Genomic DNA, 21,170 nt, shown 5'->3' on the forward strand with positions numbered 1-21,170 from the left:
GAGAAATTAGCGTGACGAACTATTCCAGCGAATAACCATGACCCCTCACGGGGATGTCCCGGGGTTCTGCAAATACGGATGATCTAGGCAGTGAATTTGATTCACATCCACCAGGGATGCGGAACAACCATGTCGGATAACAGGCGGTAGCGGCAAGGGTAGCCGGAACGTATGTCGTCCCGACATGCGTGAAACGGCCCTGAGCAGGAGTTTCCCGAAGGACGCGGGACGGTGTCATACTGGCTCGGCACCGGAGGCTTGGGGAGGGTCGATGGATGTGTCGAGCACGCGCAGCGAGCTTGCGCAACTTCTCGCTGCACTCAAGGAGCGCAGCGGGCTGAGCTATTCAGAGCTTGGCCGAAAGTCGCATATCAGCAGTTCAACCCTGCATCGATACTGTTCTGGAGTAACAGTTCCACCCGATTACCGGACGATTGCCGCAATCGCCACCGCGTGTGGGGCGGCTGATCAAGAACTCACCGATTTGCTACGGCACTGGCAGGTGGCCAACGGCAAGATCACCGTGGATACACCGGCTTCCCCAGTCGAAACTCCGGGCCTGTCCTCCGGCTCTGGCCGGCGGCGCCCACGATCACTCGCGGCCGCCGCTGCAGTCCTCGTGGCGATCGTGATCCCGTCGAGCACGGCATTCAACGATGCAGCCCCCTCCACCCTCGTGCCCGCCGCCGCGCCCGCCGACGCCGTCGTCCGATACGACTTCGCGCCACGTCGCATACTCGCACCGCGGATGCCCAAGGCACTGCCCGGCGGATCCTGGAAGCCCGATCATGAGGTGGTGGCGCTGGGCAGCGTCGAGCTGGAGATGTCGACGACGCAGACCGCGCACGTGGTGTCAGTGATGCGCGCGAGCTCGGCGACCCACCGCTCGCTGTTCGACAACGAGGTGCGGTGCCGGTGGCCCGGCGGCGAACAGAGCTTCGTAACGGGACAGAACATCCTGCAGGAAGGTGCGTCGTCGGAGCCGGAGAAGGAAGAGGTCCAGCTGACCACACGCTTCCTGCTGCATCCCGGTGTGGCCACCACAGTCGCCTGCACCGCCTACGTCCGCGCCACCGCGCTCAAGGAAGACCTCGACGCGCAGTTCCGGCTGGACAGCGGGCGGATCGAGATCGCCGACACGTCCGTGGACAACACGACCACAGGCGCGCCCGCACAGAGCGCGGTGCCACGTGGCCTCCTGCACGTGGGACCGGATCCCCGCATGATCGCCCGGGAGCCGGTACTCAGGTCCGTCACCTTCGCGCCAGGCTTCACTCACCTCAGCGTCGTCGCCGACACCCAATTCCAGGTCTGCTATCCGCAGAAGGACAAGCACTGCGACACGCCCGCCCCGACCGCGTCGACGGCCACCTTCACTCTGTACGTCACCCAGTGGAAGGGCAACGAGGTCTGCCACAAGGACCGGGCTACCGGAGAACTCCGCGAGATGTCGTACGCGGTGCACCGCCATCACGTACCACTGCACCTGCCCTACTTCACCGTCCGCGCCGACTGTGACCCCCGGTTCAGCGCCTACGTCATGGTGAAGTGGGTAGACGGCATGGACGGCGCGGTACAGGGCGCCGTGGAAGACCTGACCGACTCACGCGGATCCACCTCAACGCACAACGCCAACATGAGCCACATTTTCATGATCCCCTATAAGGGCTGATCACAAGATCACCTGGTCGAACAGCTGCACGGCCTCATCCAGCACCTCAGTCGCCGACCGCGCCGGCAGCATCAGCGCGAGCGGGTGCCGGCGTTACAGCGCCCGCCCAGTCAACCGGCGCCCGAACGTGGCCGGGAACCGGCGCCGCTCCGCCGGAAGTACCGACAGGCCACGGTGTCCGCGCCCCCACGAGCGGAGGAACTCCAGCTTCGCGACCACGACCTTCACCGCCTTGGGGCGAGGCTTCCATCGGGCCGGTAGCCAGCCATCGCAACCGGGTATCCCGATCGCCGGATCGGTCTCCAGCAGGCTGTCCAGCGTGGCGCACCCGTCTCGGGGAACTCGCGCGCCAGCCGGTCGCAGGTCTCGCGCCGGGCCTCGGCGCGGAACCCGCCATCCCCGGCGACGTAACGCCGACATCCCGGTCCGCCTCACCACTCCCGACGCGGAGCCAGCTAGCTGCCAGCGACCTGCAGGCGCAACCAAGGACGCTGCCCACACCGGCACGCCGAGCCGGAGAGCAAGCGCGAACACATTGCCGAACCCAAACAGAAATGTCAGCCCGACCACGGTGCCGACCATCACGCTTACAGCCGCACAAGCGAATCACGCTGGCCCCCTGCCTTCCCGCGGGCACGGCGCGGCCGTCCCGAAGAGTCTTGTCCGACCTCACTCGGCACCGTCCGATACGCCATGGTGCTGGCTCTGAACCAGCGAGGAGGTGGCGGCCGACGTCATCAACCGAGAAGCTGCGCTCAATCACCAACATCCCGGCCGAAGAGCGCTGGTCAGACGCGGGACCGTCTGCATGTAGCCCCGCCGGGGCAGGGTTGCGCCTGGGCGCTTGGCGGGTCAGGAGTTCGAGGCTCGGGGCTGATGTCTGAGTCGACGGGCCGGCATTGCGTGATTGTGTTCGCCTGTCCTCACGGCGACAGCCGGGAAGTCCTGGTGGCCGACGACCGCGTCTCGGAGACCAATTGCTTCGTCAAATTCCTCGAAGCCAAAGCGGACCACGAGTACCCGACGCCCCGAACAGATCGGACTCGCCAAGCACACCAACGCGACGCCGAACTCATGTCTCCCATCGGGTACGCCACGCTCTAGCTCAAGGTTCCAAGATGCACAGGGCAAGGGTAAAACCGTGGACATCACTGGCCTTCTGCTCGAGAACACAGATCACGCCCAGCCGACCTGCGACCACACCCAGCTTGTCCAGCTGTGGAAGCAAAAGAACTCCAAACCTGCTGAAATCCCCACCTCAGCGGTCGTGACGAACAAGCAGAAGGCCGCTACGCCACTACCCGGCTCCGCAGAGCACTCCTCCACCAACGAGCACACCGGAGCAAACGGAGACATAACGGAGCCCAGCCGCGCCTAACGCAGAGGCGAAATTGCCGCCGAAGGACCAGCATTTCTGCAGGTCAGCGGCGATGTTGATGTTGTGGGCCGGGTCGGGCTCGAACCGACGGCCAAGGGATTATGAGTCCCCTGCTCTAACCAACTGAGCTACCGGCCCCAACGGTGTCCTGACACCTCCGCGGGAACCGTCCCAGCCCGAACAGCGGGTTTGCGAACGCACAGAAGTCCCAGTTCGCTCCAAGCTATCACAGCGTTCACCTGCCGCGATCGCCTAGGCCGATCAGTTGGTTTCCGGCGCGGGGCAAAGCCGGCTCGTCTAGGTTTCAGGGACCAGCGCCGGGCGGCATGCCGTCCGGGCCCGTCGGGCAGGGAGGCGCTCGTGGCGAATCCGGTCGCCATCGGGCTCGGTGTCGTGGCGGTCATCGGCATCGTGTTGTCACTGAGGGCGAGCATCCGGATACTGCGGCGAGCCGGCCTTCGGATCGAAGCGATCCTGTCCGAGGAGCTGGACGACCGGCCACGGTAGTCGATTAACGGTCCTTTTTGGACGGTCAGCGGCGCGGCGACCCGGGTGTCGCGAGTGCGGCCGGCGGCGGAAACAACCTCGAACTGGTCGGCTGAACGATCGGTGCACCATAGGCCGCGTAGCTGAACCAGATCGCCCCGCCCACCTTCGGCGTGGTCTGGTCGAACATCGCCCGCACCTTGAACGTGGTCGCCGTGTACGAGCCCTGCACCGTGTTCAGCATGTACGCGTTGAACTGTCCCGGCGTGTTCGCCGAGACGACCACTACCGCCGGGACCGCGCCCAGCGTGTGCTGCACGGTGCACATCCCGGCGCCGTCGGTCACGCACGACGTCTCCGCGGCCTGCACGCTCGGCGCCGGCGACGGGCCGACAGCGCCGGACGTCCCGGCGAACACCGTGCCCCCGGCCGCGGCGACGGCCAGCCCCGCCACGGCGAGCGCGGCCTTTTCCCTGGTCCTCATGTGCGTCCTCCTCGCTCGGAACCCGAAAGCAAGGGTCGGCGGCCGCGCTGCGAGCGTTACGCCACCCCGAGCCGTCGCAGCGCCGGACGCCATCGGTTCCCGCCGGTCACCAGGCCCAGCGCCACCAGGCCCGCGCAGTACTTGCTCACCGACTGCTCCCGGATCCGCAGTTTCGCCAGCGCCTCGGTGACGCTGTTACGCTCGGAAGCCGACTTCACCTCCAGCAGCACCAGGTCGTCCCCCGCCGCCAGGCTCCGCGGCCCGGAGCGCCAGACCAGTGACGTGTCGCAGGTGATCCGCGTGTCGGCGGTGACGAGGGTGGTCCGCCGGTAGTCGGTGACCAGCGCGGGGAGCAGCGGCCGGGGCGCGGGGCGGCCGTAGGCGGCGGTGAGGGCGTCGTCCAGGAACGTCAGCGCGGGCGCGGTCAGGCCGTGCGCCGCCTCGGCCGGATGCGGGCGGCGGACCTTGACCGTTTCGTCCCGCCGTCCACTGACTTTCAGCTCGCAGTAGGTGTCGGCCGAGTCGGTGTAGGTCCGCGTGCGGATTTTGAACCGGCGGCGACGGTCCTGCCGGTGCGCGCGGAAGATCGCCAGATCCGGCGTGTCGAAATAGGTCGACGAGTAGCCGAACACCCGTTGCCCTTCGATCTCCAGGCAGCGGAGCGACAGCACCTCGGCCACGGCCAGGAAGTCGTTGAGCGGCAGGACGTACTTGCGGTCAGTCCGGCTCATCAGCCCGCTCGTGGCGACGACTTCGGCCAGCGACAGCGAAGGAAGTCTCTTCGCCACCGCGGCGACGGTGGCCGTGCCGCGCCCGCTCACCGGTGCCCCGCCGGGGCGCCGTGGACGACCGCGGCGGTGTCCGGCCGGAACCGGACGTCGACGACGGTGACCTCGCGGACATAGTCCACTTCGGACACACTGTGCCGCACGACCGTTCCGCCGAGCCGCGCGCGCAGTTCCATCAGCATCGTCTGCTCGTCGGGGTACACGGTGTCGAGCACGACCGTCCGCCGCTGCGGACCGCGGGTGCGCGACGGGTGATCGGCGACGTACATGACGGCCAGCAACAGCACATTGAAGACGGCGACGATCCGCCAGTCCGCGGACGGCAGCCCGTTCACCAGGCCGAGCACCAGCGCGACGAAGTAGTACGCGACCTCCTGCTGGCTGATCGAATCGGAGCGCAGCCGGATGATCGACAGCACGCCGAACAGGCCGAGCCCGAGCGCGCTCGCGGTCGACACGGACAGCAGCACGGCGACCGAGACGCAGACGCCGACGTTCAGCGCGAGATAGGCGCAGGCGAGGTCACCGCGGTGATGGCGACGAGCGTAGATGCCGTAGGCGAGGATCACGGCGGCGACGAGGTCGACGGTGAGATGAAGCAGTGTCGTGGTCATGGAAACCACTGTGCCGCCTACGAAAGAGACCGCCGTGAGATCCCGATGAGAACCGTCTCATCAGGACTCACCGAGCCGGTAGCCCATCCCCCGCACGGTTTCGATCCGCTCCGCGCCGATCTTCCCGCGCAGATAGCGGATGTAGACGTCCACCACGTTCGAACCGGGGTCGAAATCGAAACCCCAGACCCCGCCGAGCAGTTGCTCGCGGGACAGCACCTGACCGCGGTTGCGCAGCAACGTCTCCAGCAGCGCGAACTCGCGGGCGGTGAGGTCCTTCTCCTCCCCCGCCACCGAAACCCGCCGTGTGCGAAGGTCGAGCGAGAGATCCCCGGCACGCAGCACCGCCGGCTCGGCCTCGGGATTCCCCCGCAGCCGCAACCGGATCCGCGCCAGCAGTTCCTCGAACGCGAAGGGTTTCGCCAGGTAGTCGTCGGCGCCGCCGGACAACCCGGCGACCCGGTCGACGACGCTGTCCCGCGCGGTCAGGATGATCACCGGTACCGTCCGGCCCGCCGCGCGCAGGGCCCGCAGCAGATCCGAGCCGTCGAGGTCCGGCAGACCGAGATCGAGGACGACGAGGTCGTGCGCGCCGGTCAGCGCCTCGGTCAGCCCTTCGGAGCCGGTTTTGACCCAGCGGGTCGCGAAACCCTGCGCCCGCAGGCCTTTCTCGACGAAGGCACCGATCCTGGCGGAGTCCTCCACCACGAGCACACTGGTCACCGGTCCGCACCTTCCGCGACGGGGATCTCCATGGTGAACGTCGCGCCTTCGCCTGGCGCGGTGTCGAGCAGCACCCGGCCGCCGTGCGCCTCGGCGAGCGCGGCCGCGATCGCGAGGCCGAGCCCGGCGCCGTCGTCGCCGCTGGAGTTGCTGCCGCGTTTGAACCGTTCGAAGATCCGGCTCCTCGAATCCGGCGGGACCCCCTCGCCGGTGTCGCGGACCCAGAGCCGCGCCGTCGTCGCCGTCACCTCGGAGCCGAGGGCGATCTCCTGGCCGGGCGAAGTGTGCCGGACGGCGTTGGAGACCAGCTGCAGCAAGGCCTGCGCGAGCCGTTGCCCGTCCGCGCGGACCTTCACCTCGGCCACCGCGTCGAGCCGCCAGACCCGGTCGGCCAGCGGACGGGATTTGGCCAGGGTCTCGACGGTGAGGTCGGCGAGATCGGTTTCACCGGGGGCGAGGAAGCCGGGGTTGCCGGATTTGGCGAGCACCAGCAGATCGTCCACGATCCGTTGCATCCGCCCGAGTTCGTCGAGGACCAGCCGCCGGGTGGCCGCGTTCTCCTCGGGATCTTCACCCATCAGCTCGATATGGCCGCGGACGATCGTGATCGGGGTGCGCAGTTCGTGCCCGGCGTCGTCGATGAAGTCGCGCTGCCCGGCGAAGGCGCTTTCGAGCCGGTCCAGCATCGTGTTGAAGGTGCGCCCGAGCGCGGCGACGTCGTCCGAACCCCGCACCTCGATCCGGCGGGAAAGGTCGGTTTCGCCGATCTGCTCGGCGGCCAGGCGCACCTCCCGCACCGGCGCGAGGATGCGGCCGGCGACCAGCCAGCCGATCAGCCCGGCCAGCACCAGCGCCGCCCCCGACATCGCGGCCATCACGCCGACGACGTCGTTGATCTCGCCCGCGGCGTGGTCGACGAACTCGACGATCACCAGTGCGCCGCGGCCCGGCGAGCCCTCGATGGTCACCGGGACGACGCCGTAGCGCGCGGACCCGATCGCGGTGGTGACCGTGCCGTACGCCGGGCTCGTGGCCCGGGAGAGTTCGGCGACGAGTTTCGGGTCCGTGTCGAGGCGGACCGGCGGCTCGATCGCGCTCCGCCTCGACGCGGCGCCGTCGCTGATCGAGAAGAACGTCTCGTACTTCTCCGGCAGATTCCGTTCCAGGTGACGGCCGAGGACCGCTTCGACGGTGGCGGGCTGCCCGGCCGGGCGGGCGTCCGGCGACGCCAGGAAGGCACGGAGTTTGCCGGTCTCGTGCGCGATCTCGTTGTCGAGGCGCTGGTCCAGCTGGTTGTGCAGGACGGTCCGGGTGGCCAGCAGCGATCCGGCGAGCGCGAGCAGCACGACCAGCAGGACCCACGCGAGGATCCGGGCTCGGGCGCTCATCGGCCCCGCTCAGTCGTCGAGGTCGAAGTGGTCATCGGCGTCATCAGGGTCATCATCGACGTCGTCGTCGTGCCCGGCCAGCCGGGGCGGGACGACGGCGGGCGGGGCCCCCGCTTCACCCGGGCCGGTGACGGCCTGCCCGGCCGGGGCGACCACCGCCGGGCCGAGGTCGGGCGGTGAGTCCGCGGTGGCCGCGATGACGGCGAACGTGCCGGTGGCCGCCACCACGACGGCGGCGACCCCGGCCAGGACGATGATTCGGACTCGCATACCCCCAGGCTGCCCGGAACCGGTGAGCCGCCGATGAGGGCTCGATGAGAACTTTCTCATCGAGCCCTCCCGCTCACTTGAACGCCGCCGCGTTCCGCGCCGCCCATTCGGCGAAGGTACGTCCCGGCCGCCCGAGCACCTTTTCGACGTCGGGGCTGACCCGCAGTTCGTCTTCCGTGGGCGTGCCGAGGATCGAGAGCGTGGCCTCCACGACCACCGGCGGCATGAACTCCGACATCGCGGCGCGGGCCTCGGCTTCGCTCAGTTCGGTGAATCGCAGCGGCTCGCCCAGTGCCTCGCCGAGGTCCGCCGCCTGCCGCCGGGGCGAGATCGGCTCGGGTCCGGTGAGCACGTAGGTCCGGCCGTGGTGGCCGGGTTCGCGCAGCACGGCCGCCGCGACGTCGGCGATGTCCGCCGGGTCGATGACGGGTAGGGCGACGTCGCCGAACGGCGCGGCGACCACCCGGTCGGCCCGGATCGCCGGTGCCCACTGGAAAGCGTTCGACGCGAACCCGCCCGGCCGCAGCACCGTCCACTCCGGACTCGACGCCTTGACCGCCTCTTCGAACGCGGGCGCGTGCCGCCCGGTCCCGACGCCTTGAGAGGACAGGAGCACGATCCTGGCTCCCCCGGCGGCCGCGACGATCTCCGCGACGTCGCCGCCAGCCGCCATGAATTCCCCTGACGTCAACAGGAAAATCCGATCCGCGCCGTCGAAGACCTGCTTCAATCCGTCGGACCTGGCGAGGTCGGCCTGCACGGTGCGCACGCCGTCGGGTACGTCCGCCGCCGAGATCCGGCGCGACACCGCCGTCACCTCTTCTCCTGCGGCGGCAAGGGTTTCCACCAGCAGCCGTCCCACGTTCCCGGTCGCTCCGGTCACCACGATCATGGTCTCTCCTCGATTCGCGTTCGCATTGACGCGACCGAAGCTACCTTCCCCGAGATAGTAGGTACCTAGAGGAAAGTATTGGGTTCGTGAGCGCGATCACAACTTCGAGGACAGCGGCGGCCGCTTAGGGTCGGGCACATGTCCGAAACCGCACTCGGCCCGCTTCGCGTCCTCGACTTCTCGCGGGTGCTCGCCGGCCCGTTCGCCACCATGCTGCTGGCCGACCTCGGCGCGACGGTAATCAAGGTCGAGCGGCCGGGCACCGGCGACGACACCCGCAGCTGGGGCCCGCCCTACGACGCGGCCGGTCAGGCGACGTACTTCCAGTCGGTGAACCGGAACAAGACGAGTGTGGCGCTGGACCTCGGTGATCCGGACGATCTCGCCAAGGCCCGCGCGCTCGCGCTGGAGGCCGACGTCGTGGTCGAGAACTTCCGGCCCGGCGTGATGGAGCGGCTCGGCCTCGGTCCGGAGGTGCTGCTGGCGGCGAACCCCGGCCTCGTTCTCTGCTCCGTCACGGGTTTCGGTTCCGGCGGCGGCGCCGCGCTGCCCGGCTACGACCTGCTCATCCAGGCCGTCGGCGGGCTGATGAGCATCACCGGTGACCCGGACGGCGAGCCGCAGAAGGTCGGTGTCGCGCTCGTCGACGTGCTGGCCGGGCTGTTCGCGAGCGTCGGCATCCTCGCCGCCCTGCGCCACCGCGACCGCACCGGGCAGGGACAGCGCGTCGAGATCGACCTGCTGTCCAGCCTGCTCGCCGCCCTGGTCAACCAGGGCAGCGCCTACACCTCCGGCGGGACGGTCCCGGCGCGGATGGGCAACCGGCATCCCAGCATCGCCCCGTACGAACTCGTCCCCTGCGCCGATCACGAACTCGCGCTCGCCGTCGGCAACGACCGGCAGTTCGCGGCCTTGTGCGAGGTCATCGGCCTGCCGGACCTCGCGGAGGACAGCCGGTTCGCGACCAATCCGGCTCGGGTCGCGAACCGGACCGAGCTGGGCGCACTGCTCGAAGACCACTTCGGCAAACGGCCCGCGGCCGAGTGGGCGGCGGAGCTGAGCGCGGCAGGCGTGCCCGCCGGGGAGGTCAACGACGTCGCGGGCGCGTTCGCGCTGGCCGAACGGCTCGGCCTGAGCCCGACGGTGGATCTCCCGCGGCCCGACGGCACGTCCGTGCGGCTGACCCGTAACCCGATCGGGCTGTCGGCGACACCACCGCGCTACGAAACGGCGCCGCCGGACGCGCCTGGGCAACTGGCCCTTCCCCTGCCCGGCTGGAGCTGACGGACGGCGGTCAGCGGACTGTCAGCGCTTCGTCAACGCCGGCCGTGAAGCTCCTGCCATGACGAACAGGACAGTCCTCATCTCCGGCGCGAGCATCGCCGGTCCCGCGCTCGCCTTCTGGCTCTCCCGCCAGGGTTACGCGGTCACCGTGGTCGAACGGTCGCGGGAACTCCGCGGCGGCGGCCAGGCGGTCGATTTCAAGGGCGCCACCCACCGCGCCGTGCTCGAGCGGATGGGCATCCTCGACGAGATTTACCGGCAGCAGACCGGCGGGCTCGACCAGACCATCGTCGACGCCGAGGGACGGCCGCTCGCCGTCCTGCCCGGGGAGTTCACCGGCGGCGACGTCGAGATCCGGCGCGGCGATCTGGCCCGGATCCTGTACGACCGGACGTCGTCGGACTGCGAGTACGTCTTCGGCGACACGATCACTTCGCTGACCGAGACTCCCGACGGCGTCGATGTCACCTTCGAGCGTGAAGCCCCTCGGCGGTTCGACCTCGTCTTCGGCGCGGACGGCATCCACTCCACCGTGCGACGGCTCGCGTTCGGCCCGGAAGCCGACTACGTGCGGCACCTCGGCCACTACTACGCCCTGGTCGAAACCGACGAGACCGACGGCGGCCCCGCCGTGATGTACAACGAGCCCGGCCGGATGGCGGCCACCGGCGGGCCCAAGGCGAACGCGTTCTTCGTGTTCGCCTCCCCCGAGCTCGACTACGACCGCTACGACACCGGCAGGCAGAAGGAGATCCTGGCCGCCGCGTTCGACGGCGGCGGCTGGCGGCTGCCCGAGCTGATGGAGATGGTGAAGCGTTCGGACGACGTCTACCTGGACTCGATCGCCCGGGTCACGATGGACGGCTACTCCACCGGTCGCGTCGCGCTCCTCGGCGACGCGGCGTACGGCAACACGCTGGGCGGCTTCGGCACCGGGCTCGCCGTCGTGGCCGCCTACATCATCGCGGGCGAACTCGCCGCGGCGGACGGCGACCACGAACTCGCCTTCCGCCGGTACGACGAGAAGTTCCTCGGCTACGCCAAGATCGCCCGCAACGCCAACGCCGGGCCGTTCCTCGCACCGCCGACCACCCTGCGGATCAAGCTGCGCGACCAGATGTTCAAGCGGCGGCTCCTGCTGCGCGGGATGCTGTGGGTGACCGACAAGTTCGCCACCGACATCACCCTCGACGAGTACCCCGCGCTCGCCCGGCAGGGCTGATTCAGAGCGGTGGGGCGGCCCCGTGTCCGCGCCCTTCCCCGGCTCCGTGCTCGGCGACCTGGAGCAGCAGTCCCGCCGCCACCCGCACGATCTCCCGTTCCGCGGGGGTCAGCGTTTCGTCGAGGGCCCCGGCCAGCCAGCGGTTGCCGTCGCGGACGTGTGCGCGCAGGGCTTCGCGGCCGTCGTCGGTGATCGCGATCCGCTGGGCGCGCCGATCGTGCTCGTCGGGACGCCGGGCCACGCGGCCTTCCGTTTCGAGCGCGTTCAGCACCCTGGTCAGGGACTGCGGCTGCAATCCCTCGATCGCGGCGAGCGCGCTGACGGTCGACGGCCCGCTGTGCCGCAGGTTGGCCAGCACCGACGCGGCCAGCCTGCTCAGGCTCCGATCATCGCCGGGCTGCTCCGCCCGCAGGCGGGACGACAGCCGCGAAACGGCCCAGCGCACCGACTCGGCGACCTGCGTGGCTTCACTCATGATGCGACGCTAACACTTATCGATTCCACACCAAAATCATGTAAATAACGAATATAAGTAAGCGTAAGCTTCGCATATGACCCCGAGTCCGTGGCGCGTGTTCTGGGGGCTGCTGGAACACGATCTGCTCATCACCCGGAAACAGCTCGGCGGCGTGCTGGCGCAGGTGCTCATGCAACCCCTGCTGATGCTCCTGGTGTTCGGAAAGGTCCTCGGCGCGCTCGGCTACACCCCGCCCGGCTACGCGCGGCTGCTCCTGCCCGGCCTCGTCGCGCTGAACGCGTTCTTCGCCGCCGCCCAGAACGCGTCCTTCCCCCTGGCCATGGAGTTCGCCACCCGCACCATCGAGAACAGGCTGCGGGCACCCGTGCCGCTCGCCTGGATCGTCGTCGAGCGGATCTTCGCCGCGGCGTCGCGAGGCCTGGTCACGGCCGTGTTCATGGTCCCGGTCGGCGCACTCGTACTCGGCGAACTGTCCTGGCGGCCGTCCGGTCTCCCGGCGGCGCTCGGGTACACCGTGCTCGGCGCGCTGGCGGGTGGCGCGGCGGGGGTGACGATCGGCTCACTCGTCTCCCCCGCCCGGATCGGGATCACCTTCTCCTTGGTGATGCCGCCGTTGCTGTTCACCGGTTCCGCGCAGTTCCCGTTCCCCGAACTCGCCGCCGTCCCCTGGTTCCGCGCCCTGTGCGCGCTGAACCCGATGACCTACGTCAGCGAAGGCCTGCGCGGCGCGCTGACCCCGGAGGTCGCCCATCTGCCCGCGTGGCTCTGCGCGCTCGCGCTGGTCCTCGCGCTGGTCGTGCTCACCCCCGCGGGTCTCCGCGCGTTCCGCCGCCGGGCGATCACCTGACTTCGCCGTGCGCGATCCGCCGTGCCGTGGTCGGCTGGATCGGGTTTCCCGCGTGACGTTTCCGGGGAAGCGGTGTCTTAACGGGTGACCACCTGTCCGGGTGGGGTGAAGGGAGCTTCGGCATGACGGCGCTGCACAGGTGCGCTCGATGACGGCTTCGGCGAGAACAGAGCCGCTCGCGGCCGGCGAAACGGTGCTGGACGACGCGACGCTGGTCGCGCGCGCCCGCGACGGCGAGATCCGCGCGTACGAGCAGCTCGTCCTGCGGTTCCAGGGGCCGATGTACCGGCTGGCGCTGCGGATGCTGGGGAACAAAGGGGACGCCGAGGACGTCGTCCAGGAGGTGTTCCTCGTCGCCTGGCGGCGGCTCGACCAGCTGCAGGAGGACGCGGCGTTCGTCGGCTGGCTCTACCGGATGACGACCAACCGGTGCCTGAACGTGATCCGCGCCAGGAAACCGGTGGCCGACGTCGAACTGGACCAGCAGGAGTCCACCGGTTCGGCGGGGCGGCCGGAGCGCGCGGCCGAGACGAGCGCGCAGATGACGGCGCTCACCGGCGCGCTGGACCAGCTGACCGCCGAGCAACGGGCCTGCTGGCTGTTGCGCGAGGTCCACGGTCGCTCCTACGAGGAGATCGCGAAGGCGATCGGGGCGACCACCACCGCGGTGCGCGGACGCATCGCGCGAGCACGAGCACAGTTGGCGGAGGTGATGGCGCCATGGCGATGAACCACGCGACCCGCGACTACCTGCTGCCGTGCGGCCGTGATGTGGAACAGGTCTGGGACCGGCTCGACGAGGTCGACGCCGGCCGGGCGGACGCGCACGAACTCGACTGCCCGCACTGCCGGGCGACCCGCGAAAGCCTTCTGGTGCTGCGCGGGCTGACCAGGGAACTGGCCGAAGACGACACCGAGCCGTCGCCGGACCTCACCGGCCGCATCATGTCCGCGATCCGCGCCGAGGTGCGGCGTCGCGATCTGGTGCCGCTGGCGAGCCCGGAGCCGGGCGAGGTCCAGGTGAGCGATCAGGCGGTCGCGGCCGTGCTGCGGTTCGCCGCGGACTCCGTCGACGGCGTCCGCGCGCGCCGCTGCCGGGTCCTGCCCGCACCGGACGTCACCGACCCGCTGGCCGTGAACGTGGAGCTGAACCTGGCGATCGCACATGATTTCGACGGTGACTCGCTGGACGTCGTCCGCGAGCGGGTCACCGCGGCGGCGGGCGCCAGGGTCGGTCTCCGCCTGGCCCGGCTCGATCTGGTGGTGGAGGACCTCTATGACGCGTGAGCAGGCCCCGGCCCGGCAACTGGTCGAGACGGTGATCGCCCCGCCGGTGATCGCGGCGGTCGCCGCGCACGCCGCGGCCCGGGTCCCCGGCGTGGTACGCCTGGAACCCGGGCTGCGCGGGCTGGCCGGTTCGCTGACCAGGATCGCGCGGCAGCGGATCAAGGGCCTCGAACCGGCGCCCACGGAAGGGGTCCGCGCGTTCGTCGAGCACGACCCCCCGGACGTGCGGGTGGAAATCGACCTCTCGCTCTCCGGCCTGGACCAGGCCGCCGCGACCGCGCAGGCGGTGCAGCGGGCCGTGGGCAAAGCGGTCACCGAGGCGACCGGGCTCACCCCGTCGGCCGTCTCGGTGTCCATTTTGGACATCGAAATCCGTGGAGGACTGTTGTGACCGCACGTTCCGAACTGACCGCTTCACTGCTCAGCACGCTTCGCGAGATACCGGGGCTGCGCGCGGCCACGCCGTCCACCACGGCCGCCGCGTCGGCGGTGCCGTGGGATCTCGACGTGATGGCCGTCGACATCTCCGAGAACGTCGTCGAGATCCGCGTGGTCGCGCTGGAGGTGCCGATCCCGCCGCTCACAGAGGTCGCCGGGGCCGCCTTGCGCGCCGTACTGACCGGAACCCCTTGGGAGAACGCGAGTCTGCGGCTCGTGGTGACCGATGTGGACGCCGCCGCGCTCGTTCCCTGACACGAAGATCGCGGTGGCCGCGCCCGAAGGCGTGGCCACCGCGATCTCAGGGCGGGGACCTAGTTCTTGTTGGTGCCCGGGGTCAGCACCTTGTCGATGACGAAGACGGTGGCGTTCTTGGTCGGGATGTTGCCGCACAGGACCTTGGCGCCGTTGACGGTCATGTTCTCGCCGGAGCCCTCGATCTTGACCGGGCCGCCCGCGGTGTTCAGGCTCTCCACGGACTTGGCGGACTCCAGGCCCTTGGCGTCGTAACGCTTGCCGACGACGTGGTACTGCAGGATCGGGGCCAGCTGGTCGGGCTTGCCCGCCAGCTCGGTGAACTTGGCTTCACCCAGGGCCTCGAAGGCCGGGTCCGCCGGGGCGAACACGGTGATGGCCTGCTGGCTGTTGAGCGTGTCCACCAGGTTGGTGGCCTTCACCGCGGCGACCAGCTTGGTCAGCAGCGGGTTGGTGGAGGCGGCGCTGGCGACCGGCTGCGGGCCCATCGAGTCCAGCGAACCCGGCGCACTGCCCTGCGGCAGCTGCGAACAGGCCGGGCCGAACACGTCGGCGTTGGTGGTGACCCCGTCACCGGAAGCGGCGCTCGACATCGGGGCCGACATCGACGAGGACGGGGCGGGCGCGGGGGCGCTGCTGGAGCTGCCGGACGAAGCGCTGTCGTTGCTGCTGCAGGCGGCCAGGGCCAGCGCGGTGACCGCGGTGAAACCGATTCCTGCGACGCGAAGCTTGCTCACGGAAAATCACTCCATTTTGTTTTCGGACTCTTACCGGGTATTCGGAACCACGGTGAAATCGGATTGCCACCCATTCGAGTGACGCCGATCACCGTGCGGTGAAACTGATGACGTGCCGGCCGGTCGCCCCGTCGGGAACGGTCCCGGCGCGCGCGTCGGTCTGGGTGTAGCCGGATTTGTCGACGGCCCGGACGGTGACCTGGTGACTGCCCGCCGGAACGTCGAATTCGATCCACCACATCCGCCAGGTGTCCACCCCCACCTCACGGGAAAGCGTTGCGGGCAGCCAGCTTCCGTTCGCGCCGAGCCGGACTTCGACCCGCTCGATCCCGGTGTGCTGCGCCCACGCGACACCCGAGACCCGGACCTTGCCGGCGGGTACCGTTTCGAATCCTTTCGGACTGTCGATCCTGGACTGCGTTTTGATCGGGGCCTGTTCACCCCAGCCGCGTTCGAGCCAGTACGCACGGCGCGCTTTCCATGTGGTGATCTCCAGATCCTTGACCCATTTCGTCGCCGAAACATAGCCGTAGAGACCGGGGATGACCATTCGCGCGGGGAAACCGTGTTCGACCGGCAGCGGTTCCCCGTTCATCCCGATCGCCAGCATCGCGCCCCGCTCAGGGTCGAGCGCGGCGATGACGGGGCTGCCCGCGGTCCAGCCGTCGACGCTGGTGGAGTGGATCTGCTCGGCACCGGGCAGGATCCCGGCCTCCCGCAGCAGGTCCCCGAGATCCACGCCGATGAAGTTCGCCGTGGAGACGTAGTTCCCGCCGACCTCGTTGGACACGCAGGTCATGGTGATCGTGCGCTCGATCAGCGGCCTGCCGCGGATGTCGTCGTAGCTGAACCGTTTTTCCTCGCGCACCATGCCGTGCAGCCGGAGGCTCCAGTCCTCGGCCCGGACCTGCGGTACCGACAGCGCGGTGTCGACGCGGTAGAAGTCGCGGTTCGAGGTGAGGAACGTCGGCGTGCCGAGCTTCGCGAAATCCGCGTCGGCCGGGATGGGCGGCGCCGGCTCGGCGGGAACGAGCCGCCCGACGGCCGCCCGCGAGGACTCGGCGTCTCGCGTGCCTGCGAGGAGTTGCCCTCCGACGCCCGCCGCACCCGCGGCCACGACGGCGCCGGCCCCGGCCAGCAGCACCGACCTTCGTGATGCGCCCGCGACTTCGCTCTGGGGACCGGCCGAGGCCAGGCGATGCAGCCAGAAGAAGACGCCGACCCCGGCGATCAGGCTGGCCAGCGGTGCGAGCAGCGCGACCGCCGAGAGGTCGGGTCGCTGCGCCACCGCGAACCCACCCAGCAGGCCGAAGGCGGCGATCAGCGTGATGCCCGGAACGGGTGACCGGCGCGAGGCCATCCCGGCCACGGCGGCGGCGAGCACCATCACCACGGCCATCCCGCCGAGCAGCACGAGCTTGTCGTAGACGCCGAAGGTGCGGACCGCGAAATCCTTCAGCCCGACCGGCGTCAGATCGATCGCCCCGTTGCCGACCGCGAGGTACGGCGAAGCGTTGGCACTGATGAACCCGGCCACCAGATGGCCGGCCGCCAGTGCCGCGGCGAGGGCGACGACCCCGATCAGCGCGGCCCCGAAGACGGGGAGGCGTGGTTCCCGAGCGGTCCGCGAAGTCTCCATGCCAGGTATTCGAGGCGGCCAGCCCTGCGGACAGGCGACCACCCACCCGAGTTGCGCCGCTCACCCCGGCTTGCATGGTCATACACTCCTATGCATATACTTCCATCATGTCCAAGGTACTCACCTCTCTGCCTGTCGGCGAACGCGTCGGGATCGCCTTCTCCGGCGGCCTCGACACCTCGGTAGCGGTCGCGTGGATGCGCGAGAAGGGTGCAGTGCCGTGCACCTACACCGCTGACATCGGCCAGTACGACGAACCCGACATCGCGTCGGTCCCGGGCCGGGCGAAGGCCTACGGCGCCGAGATCGCGCGCGCCGTCGACTGCAAGGCCGCGCTGGTCGAGGAAGGTCTCGCGGCGCTGTCCTGCGGCGCCTTCCACATCCGCAACGGCGGCCGCACCTACTTCAACACGACCCCGCTCGGCCGCGCGGTCACCGGCACCCTGCTGGTGCGCGCGATGCTCGAGGACGACGTCCAGATCTGGGGCGACGGCTCCACCTTCAAGGGCAACGACATCGAGCGGTTCTACCGCTACGGCCTGCTCGCGAACCCGTCGCTGCGGATCTACAAGCCGTGGCTGGACGCCGCGTTCGTCAGCGAACTCGGCGGCCGCAAGGAGATGTCCGAGTGGCTGCAGGCCCACGGCCTGCCGTACCGGGACAGCACCGAGAAGGCCTACTCGACCGACGCGAACATCTGGGGCGCGACGCACGAGGCAAAGTCGCTGGAGCACCTCGACACCGGCATCGAGATCGTGAACCCGATCATGGGCGTCCGGTTCTGGGACCCCGAGGTCGAGATCGCGCCCGAGGACGTCACGATCGGCTTCGAGCAGGGCCGCCCGGTGACGATCAACGGCAAGGAGTTCGCCACCGCGGTCGACCTGGTCCTGGAGGCCAACGCCATCGGCGGACGGCACGGGCTCGGCATGTCCGACCAGATCGAGAACCGGATCATCGAGGCCAAGAGCCGCGGGATCTACGAGGCACCGGGCATGGCGCTGCTGCACGCGGCGTACGAGCGGCTCGTCAACGCGATCCACAACGAGGACACCCTCGCCAGCTACCACAACGAGGGCCGCCGCCTCGGCAGGCTGATGTACGAAGGCCGCTGGCTGGACCCGCAGGCGATGATGCTGCGCGAGTCGCTGCAGCGGTGGGTCGGCGCGGCCGTCACCGGCGAGGTCACCCTGCGGCTGCGGCGCGGCGAGGACTACTCGATCCTCGACACCACCGGCCCGTTCTTCAGCTACCACCCGGACAAGCTGTCCATGGAGCGCACCGAGGACTCGGCGTTCGGCCCGGTGGACCGGATCGGCCAGCTCACCATGCGGAACCTCGACATCGCGGACTCGCGCGCCAAGCTGGAGCAGTACGCCGGGCTCGGCATGGTCGGCGGCGGGCACCCGACGCTGATCGGCGCCGCGCAGGCCGCGTCGACCGGTCTGATCGGGGCGATGGACGCGGGCGGCGCGCAGGCGATCGCCTCGCGCGGCAAGGCCTCCGGCGAGGACGAACTGCTCGACCACGCCGCGATCGAATCCGGCACCGACTGACCCGAATCGAACGGGACGCGAAAGCGCCGGGCGCGCGGCATCGAAGCCGTACGCCCGGCGCTGTTTCTTTTATTTGCCGCCGAGCTGGGACCGCCGCTGTCCCAATTCGTCCACGAGCCGGGTGATCTCGACTTGCCCGATCGCTTCGGCCAGCACGGAAACCGAGGCGATGCTCTCGATCTGGTACTGGACGGGAACGCCGCCCGACGCTCGCGACCGGGCTTCCGCGTCCGCCTTCTTCTCCGCCTCGACGGCCGAGAAGACGCCGCCGGCCCCGCCGTTGACACAGCTGATCGAGCCGGAGCCGTTCATCGGCAGCGTGGCCGTGTTCCGGCAACTGCCCGCCGAGCGGCCGCCGATGGTGACGTTCGCGGTCATCGTGGCGTTGACCTGGCCGGTGACCTTCCCGCCGCTCGCCGAGGCGGAACTGGTGACGTTCGCGGTCACCGTGCAGCCCGAGGCACTGCACGCGACCGTGGCCGCGCCGTCCATGTCGAACCGCACGCCGGTATTGACGGCACCGGTCAGCTTCTTGGTGTTCGACGTCAGTTCTTCGTAGACGGCGTCGGTCTCCTGCGGTGACAAGGCGTCCACATCGGAGTCACCGAGACCGGCACCCGAGGGCAGCTGCGGTTGCGAACCCGCGCCGGGCAGGGAAGGCATGCCGCCGGGCATCTTCACGGAGTACCGGAGAAGCCGGTGCGGCGCTTCCTTCGACACGTACAGATCACCGGCGGGCGTGCTCGCCTTGAGCGCCGGGACGTCCCGGATGCTCGGGCCCTCGGTGATCTCGTCCGCCCGCTCCAGCGCCTCGCGCAACCGGTTCGCGAGTTTCTCCGGGGACTCGAACTGCTGCAGGACCGGGCCGAACAGCTCGTCCTCGCCGGTGATCCACCGGTCCTTGAGCTCCTCGGCCGAGTCCGCTGAGGCCCCGGGCAGCAGGCCGTCTGGTGCCTTGAAGAACACCTTGCCGCCGACGACCAGGATCTCGATCTTCTTGCCGTGGAAGGACATCGTGCCGGACGTCTCGCCGTACGCCGTGGTCTTGACGTCCGTCTCCATCATCCCGCCGACCGCGGAGGTGCTGTTCCGGACGGCGGGCGCCGAGGCAAGCCCGGCCAGTGCCTGCTCGAAAGGTTCACGGCCGGCGTTCGAGGGCCACAGCAACCAGGTCGTCAGACCCGCGAGAAGCACCACCACCAGCCCGGCGATCCCGGCGAACAGCGGCCACCGGGTTTTCCGGGCGGGCGGCGCCGGTACCGGTTGCGGGACCCAGCCCTGCGGCGGCGGCCACTGCGCGCCTCCGGGTGGGAATGATTGCTCCACGTCGCCCTCCATCACTGAATTCACCGAACGAACCCAAGCTATGGAGGAAGGATGAAAACTTGATGAAACGTGATCAGGTCCCCTGCCGCGCCGGGCGGACGCGGCAGGGGAAGCCGGTTCAGCCCTTGCGCGCGAACGAGATCCGGTGCAGCCCGCCGGGCGTCTCGTCGGCCAGGTACAGCTCGCCGTTCTGATCGGTGCCGAACGTGGTGGCGTCGAGCGGGAACTGGCCGATGCGGGCGCTTTCATAGGTGCCGTCGGCCTTCTTGCGGACGGCCCAGGCCGTTCCCTGGCAGAAGTCGGTGGCGAGATAGGTCCCGCCCGCCAGCGCGGCGTACTTTCGGCCGCGGTAGACGTGCCCGCCGATCACCGCGCAGCCCTCCGCGCCGGAGATGTAGTGGAACACCGGCTCGGTGTAGGTCACGCCGTCCTCGCACCGCGTCTCGTCGAACACGACCGGCCCCTCCTTGCAGGACCAGCCGAAGTTCGCGCCGCCCTTGCCCTTGGCGAGGTGGTCGACCTCCTCGAAGCGGCCCTGGCCGACGTCGCCGATCCACAGCGAACCGTCGGCCGGGTCGAAGGAGAAGCGCCAGGGATTGCGCAGCCCGTACGCCCAGATCTCCGGCCGCGCGCCCGCGACGCCGACGAACGGGTTGCCCGCCGGGACGCAGTACTTGAGCGGGCGGCACGCGCGGTTGACGTCGACGCGCAGGATCTTGCCCAGCAGCGTGTCCAACCGCTGCCCGCTGGCCAGTGGATCGCCGCCTCCGCCGCCGTCGCCGATCCCCCAGTACAGGTAGCCGTCCTGACCGAACGCCAGCTGGCCGCCGTTGTGGTTGGAGAACTCGGCATGCGGCTGGGTGATCAGCTCGGTGAGCTCACCGGTGTCGAACCGGACCCGGGACAACGTCACCGCGCTGTCGGACTTGCGGGTGTACGCGACGTAAGCCCGCCTGTCCTTGGCGATCGCGAGCCCGAGCAGCCCGCGCTCGACGTCCGCGCCGTTCACCTTGTCGCTGATGTCGAGGACCGGTTTGGCGGCGAGCCCGGTCCTGGGGTGGTAGGCGCGGACGACCCCTCGTTTCTCCACGATGAGGATCCGGCCGCTCCCGTCGTCGAGCGCCGTGATCGCGGTCGGGTTCACCAGCCCGGACGCGACCTTGGTCGCCGTGGCGGTCAGCTCACCGAGCGGAACACCCCGCGCTTCCCGCGTTTCCGCGCTGCTCGCGGCCGGGAGCAGCGTCCCGGCCAAGGCGAGCCCGGCCACCAGGGACAACCCCCGGCGGAGGTGCCGTCGCGTCATGAGGGACTCCAATCGCCAATGAATGGTCTGGTCCAATTCAACAGCGGTCGGCGGAGCGGCGGTACCTCCATACGCGAGGTTTTCGTTGGTTTCTTTCCGGCGC

General features: G+C 69.5%; 22 protein-coding genes and 1 tRNA gene. 10 read left to right on the top strand and 13 right to left on the bottom strand.

Annotated features, from left to right (window positions below; all coding sequences use genetic code 11):
* Nucleotides 1–271: 271 nt before the first annotated feature.
* The gene (locus DMC61_RS33765; protein WP_158634153.1) at nt 272–1,672 is read left to right on the top strand and encodes a helix-turn-helix transcriptional regulator; all 1,401 of its coding nucleotides are present in this window, start codon (nt 272–274) and stop codon (nt 1,670–1,672) included.
* A 1,442-nt stretch (nt 1,673–3,114) separates the two neighbouring features.
* Here DMC61_RS33765 and DMC61_RS33775 read toward each other — a convergent pair.
* Nucleotides 3,115–3,188: transfer RNA gene (locus tag DMC61_RS33775), tRNA-Ile, on the bottom strand.
* 222 nt (nt 3,189–3,410) lie between these two features.
* Between DMC61_RS33775 and DMC61_RS41515 the strand changes: the two genes are divergently transcribed.
* Nucleotides 3,411–3,557, top strand: coding sequence for a hypothetical protein (locus DMC61_RS41515; RefSeq protein ID WP_199750160.1), 147 nt, complete (start codon nt 3,411–3,413; stop codon nt 3,555–3,557).
* A 25-nt stretch (nt 3,558–3,582) separates the two neighbouring features.
* Here DMC61_RS41515 and DMC61_RS33780 read toward each other — a convergent pair whose 3' ends face one another.
* The 7 genes from DMC61_RS33780 to DMC61_RS33810 all read right to left on the bottom strand — a co-directional run bounded on the left by DMC61_RS33780 (nt 3,583) and on the right by DMC61_RS33810 (nt 8,695).
* Complete coding sequence (locus DMC61_RS33780) at nt 3,583–4,020, bottom strand: hypothetical protein (RefSeq protein WP_125694438.1); 438 nt, start codon at nt 4,018–4,020, stop codon at nt 3,583–3,585.
* Between the two features lie 56 nt (nt 4,021–4,076).
* Complete coding sequence (locus DMC61_RS33785; protein WP_233595049.1) at nt 4,077–4,808, bottom strand: polyphosphate polymerase domain-containing protein; 732 nt, start codon at nt 4,806–4,808, stop codon at nt 4,077–4,079.
* Nucleotides 4,809–4,837: 29 nt separating this feature from the next.
* Nucleotides 4,838–5,422, bottom strand: a complete 585-nt coding sequence (locus DMC61_RS33790) for a DUF4956 domain-containing protein (RefSeq protein WP_016332552.1) — start codon at nt 5,420–5,422, stop codon at nt 4,838–4,840.
* 60 nt (nt 5,423–5,482) lie between these two features.
* Nucleotides 5,483–6,145, bottom strand: coding sequence for a response regulator transcription factor (locus DMC61_RS33795; RefSeq protein ID WP_063271635.1), 663 nt, complete (start codon nt 6,143–6,145; stop codon nt 5,483–5,485).
* A complete protein-coding gene (locus DMC61_RS33800; RefSeq protein WP_125694442.1) occupies nt 6,142–7,533 on the bottom strand; it encodes a cell wall metabolism sensor histidine kinase WalK in 1,392 nt (463 codons plus the stop codon). The genes DMC61_RS33795 and DMC61_RS33800 overlap by 4 nt, the downstream gene beginning before the upstream one ends.
* Before the next feature lie 9 nt (nt 7,534–7,542).
* Entirely contained in the window at nt 7,543–7,803 is a 261-nt protein-coding gene (locus DMC61_RS33805) for a hypothetical protein (protein ID WP_016332549.1), read from the bottom strand.
* A 73-nt stretch (nt 7,804–7,876) separates the two neighbouring features.
* Nucleotides 7,877–8,695, bottom strand: coding sequence for an NAD(P)H-binding protein (locus tag DMC61_RS33810; RefSeq protein WP_125694444.1), 819 nt, complete (start codon nt 8,693–8,695; stop codon nt 7,877–7,879).
* A gap of 138 nt (nt 8,696–8,833) precedes the next feature.
* On the opposite strand from DMC61_RS33810, the gene DMC61_RS33815 reads away from it, so the two are divergent.
* Together DMC61_RS33815 and DMC61_RS33820 are read left to right on the top strand one after the other, a co-directional pair.
* On the top strand, nt 8,834–9,979 hold the full coding sequence (locus DMC61_RS33815) for a CaiB/BaiF CoA-transferase family protein (RefSeq protein ID WP_125694446.1): 1,146 nt from the start codon (nt 8,834–8,836) through the stop codon (nt 9,977–9,979).
* 58 nt (nt 9,980–10,037) lie between these two features.
* Complete coding sequence (locus DMC61_RS33820; RefSeq protein ID WP_125694448.1) at nt 10,038–11,201, top strand: FAD-dependent monooxygenase; 1,164 nt, start codon at nt 10,038–10,040, stop codon at nt 11,199–11,201.
* A gap of 1 nt (nt 11,202) precedes the next feature.
* On the opposite strand, the gene DMC61_RS33825 is transcribed toward DMC61_RS33820, so the two are convergent.
* Nucleotides 11,203–11,676 carry a MarR family winged helix-turn-helix transcriptional regulator gene (locus DMC61_RS33825; RefSeq protein WP_125694450.1) on the bottom strand — a complete coding sequence of 158 codons (474 nt, stop codon included), beginning with the start codon at nt 11,674–11,676 and terminating at the stop codon, nt 11,203–11,205.
* Nucleotides 11,677–11,752: 76 nt separating this feature from the next.
* On the opposite strand from DMC61_RS33825, the gene DMC61_RS33830 reads away from it, so the two are divergent.
* From DMC61_RS33830 to DMC61_RS33850, 5 genes are all read left to right on the top strand, one after another.
* On the top strand, nt 11,753–12,526 hold the full coding sequence (locus tag DMC61_RS33830; protein ID WP_125694452.1) for an ABC transporter permease: 774 nt from the start codon (nt 11,753–11,755) through the stop codon (nt 12,524–12,526).
* Nucleotides 12,527–12,674: 148 nt separating this feature from the next.
* Entirely contained in the window at nt 12,675–13,256 is a 582-nt protein-coding gene (locus tag DMC61_RS33835; protein WP_125694454.1) for an RNA polymerase sigma factor, read from the top strand.
* A complete protein-coding gene (locus tag DMC61_RS33840; RefSeq protein ID WP_125694456.1) occupies nt 13,247–13,813 on the top strand; it encodes an Asp23/Gls24 family envelope stress response protein in 567 nt (188 codons plus the stop codon). The genes DMC61_RS33835 and DMC61_RS33840 overlap by 10 nt, the downstream gene beginning before the upstream one ends.
* Nucleotides 13,803–14,204, top strand: a complete 402-nt coding sequence (locus DMC61_RS33845) for an Asp23/Gls24 family envelope stress response protein (protein ID WP_016332541.1) — start codon at nt 13,803–13,805, stop codon at nt 14,202–14,204. The genes DMC61_RS33840 and DMC61_RS33845 overlap by 11 nt, the downstream gene beginning before the upstream one ends.
* On the top strand, nt 14,201–14,506 hold the full coding sequence (locus DMC61_RS33850; protein ID WP_007032135.1) for a hypothetical protein: 306 nt from the start codon (nt 14,201–14,203) through the stop codon (nt 14,504–14,506). Before DMC61_RS33845 ends, DMC61_RS33850 begins: the two co-directional genes overlap by 4 nt.
* 59 nt (nt 14,507–14,565) lie before the next feature.
* Here the strand turns inward: DMC61_RS33850 and DMC61_RS33855 are convergent, their stop codons facing one another.
* Nucleotides 14,566–15,243: a fasciclin domain-containing protein gene (locus DMC61_RS33855; protein WP_125694458.1), complete on the bottom strand. Its 678-nt coding sequence runs from the start codon at nt 15,241–15,243 to the stop codon at nt 14,566–14,568.
* An 88-nt stretch (nt 15,244–15,331) separates the two neighbouring features.
* On the bottom strand, nt 15,332–16,882 hold the full coding sequence (locus DMC61_RS33860; protein ID WP_199750161.1) for a molybdopterin-dependent oxidoreductase: 1,551 nt from the start codon (nt 16,880–16,882) through the stop codon (nt 15,332–15,334).
* A 107-nt stretch (nt 16,883–16,989) separates the two neighbouring features.
* Here DMC61_RS33860 and argG point away from each other — a divergent pair, with 107 nt between their 5' ends.
* Entirely contained in the window at nt 16,990–18,438 is a 1,449-nt protein-coding gene (gene argG / locus DMC61_RS33865) for an argininosuccinate synthase (RefSeq protein ID WP_016332537.1), read from the top strand.
* Between the two features lie 69 nt (nt 18,439–18,507).
* Here argG and DMC61_RS33870 read toward each other — a convergent pair whose 3' ends face one another.
* On the bottom strand, nt 18,508–19,764 hold the full coding sequence (locus DMC61_RS33870; protein ID WP_233595050.1) for a type I-U CRISPR-associated protein Cas7: 1,257 nt from the start codon (nt 19,762–19,764) through the stop codon (nt 18,508–18,510).
* A gap of 118 nt (nt 19,765–19,882) precedes the next feature.
* Nucleotides 19,883–21,067 carry a sorbosone dehydrogenase family protein gene (locus DMC61_RS33875; RefSeq protein ID WP_125694460.1) on the bottom strand — a complete coding sequence of 395 codons (1,185 nt, stop codon included), beginning with the start codon at nt 21,065–21,067 and terminating at the stop codon, nt 19,883–19,885.
* Between the last annotated feature and the right edge of the window lie 103 nt (nt 21,068–21,170).

Origin of the sequence: Amycolatopsis sp. WAC 04169, from assembly GCF_003947535.1 — a bacterium.
Lineage (GTDB): Bacteria > Actinomycetota > Actinomycetes > Mycobacteriales > Pseudonocardiaceae > Amycolatopsis > Amycolatopsis keratiniphila.

Excerpts from the sequence above, each read along its gene's own strand:
- DMC61_RS33765 (WP_158634153.1), top strand. The coding sequence starts at position 272 with ATGGATGTGTCGAGCACGCGCAGCGAGCTTGCGCAACTTCTCGCTGCA.
- DMC61_RS33780 (WP_125694438.1), bottom strand. The coding sequence starts at position 4,020 with ATGAGGACCAGGGAAAAGGCCGCGCTCGCCGTGGCGGGGCTGGCCGTC.
- DMC61_RS33790 (WP_016332552.1), bottom strand. The coding sequence starts at position 5,422 with ATGACCACGACACTGCTTCATCTCACCGTCGACCTCGTCGCCGCCGTG.
- DMC61_RS33800 (WP_125694442.1), bottom strand. The coding sequence starts at position 7,533 with ATGAGCGCCCGAGCCCGGATCCTCGCGTGGGTCCTGCTGGTCGTGCTG.
- DMC61_RS33805 (WP_016332549.1), bottom strand. The coding sequence starts at position 7,803 with ATGCGAGTCCGAATCATCGTCCTGGCCGGGGTCGCCGCCGTCGTGGTG.
- DMC61_RS33810 (WP_125694444.1), bottom strand. The coding sequence starts at position 8,695 with ATGATCGTGGTGACCGGAGCGACCGGGAACGTGGGACGGCTGCTGGTG.
- DMC61_RS33815 (WP_125694446.1), top strand. The coding sequence starts at position 8,834 with ATGTCCGAAACCGCACTCGGCCCGCTTCGCGTCCTCGACTTCTCGCGG.
- DMC61_RS33820 (WP_125694448.1), top strand. The coding sequence starts at position 10,038 with ATGACGAACAGGACAGTCCTCATCTCCGGCGCGAGCATCGCCGGTCCC.
- DMC61_RS33825 (WP_125694450.1), bottom strand. The coding sequence starts at position 11,676 with ATGAGTGAAGCCACGCAGGTCGCCGAGTCGGTGCGCTGGGCCGTTTCG.
- DMC61_RS33830 (WP_125694452.1), top strand. The coding sequence starts at position 11,753 with ATGACCCCGAGTCCGTGGCGCGTGTTCTGGGGGCTGCTGGAACACGAT.
- DMC61_RS33835 (WP_125694454.1), top strand. The coding sequence starts at position 12,675 with ATGACGGCTTCGGCGAGAACAGAGCCGCTCGCGGCCGGCGAAACGGTG.
- DMC61_RS33840 (WP_125694456.1), top strand. The coding sequence starts at position 13,247 with ATGGCGATGAACCACGCGACCCGCGACTACCTGCTGCCGTGCGGCCGT.
- DMC61_RS33845 (WP_016332541.1), top strand. The coding sequence starts at position 13,803 with ATGACGCGTGAGCAGGCCCCGGCCCGGCAACTGGTCGAGACGGTGATC.
- DMC61_RS33860 (WP_199750161.1), bottom strand. The coding sequence starts at position 16,882 with ATGGAGACTTCGCGGACCGCTCGGGAACCACGCCTCCCCGTCTTCGGG.
- argG (WP_016332537.1), top strand. The coding sequence starts at position 16,990 with ATGTCCAAGGTACTCACCTCTCTGCCTGTCGGCGAACGCGTCGGGATC.
- DMC61_RS33875 (WP_125694460.1), bottom strand. The coding sequence starts at position 21,067 with ATGACGCGACGGCACCTCCGCCGGGGGTTGTCCCTGGTGGCCGGGCTC.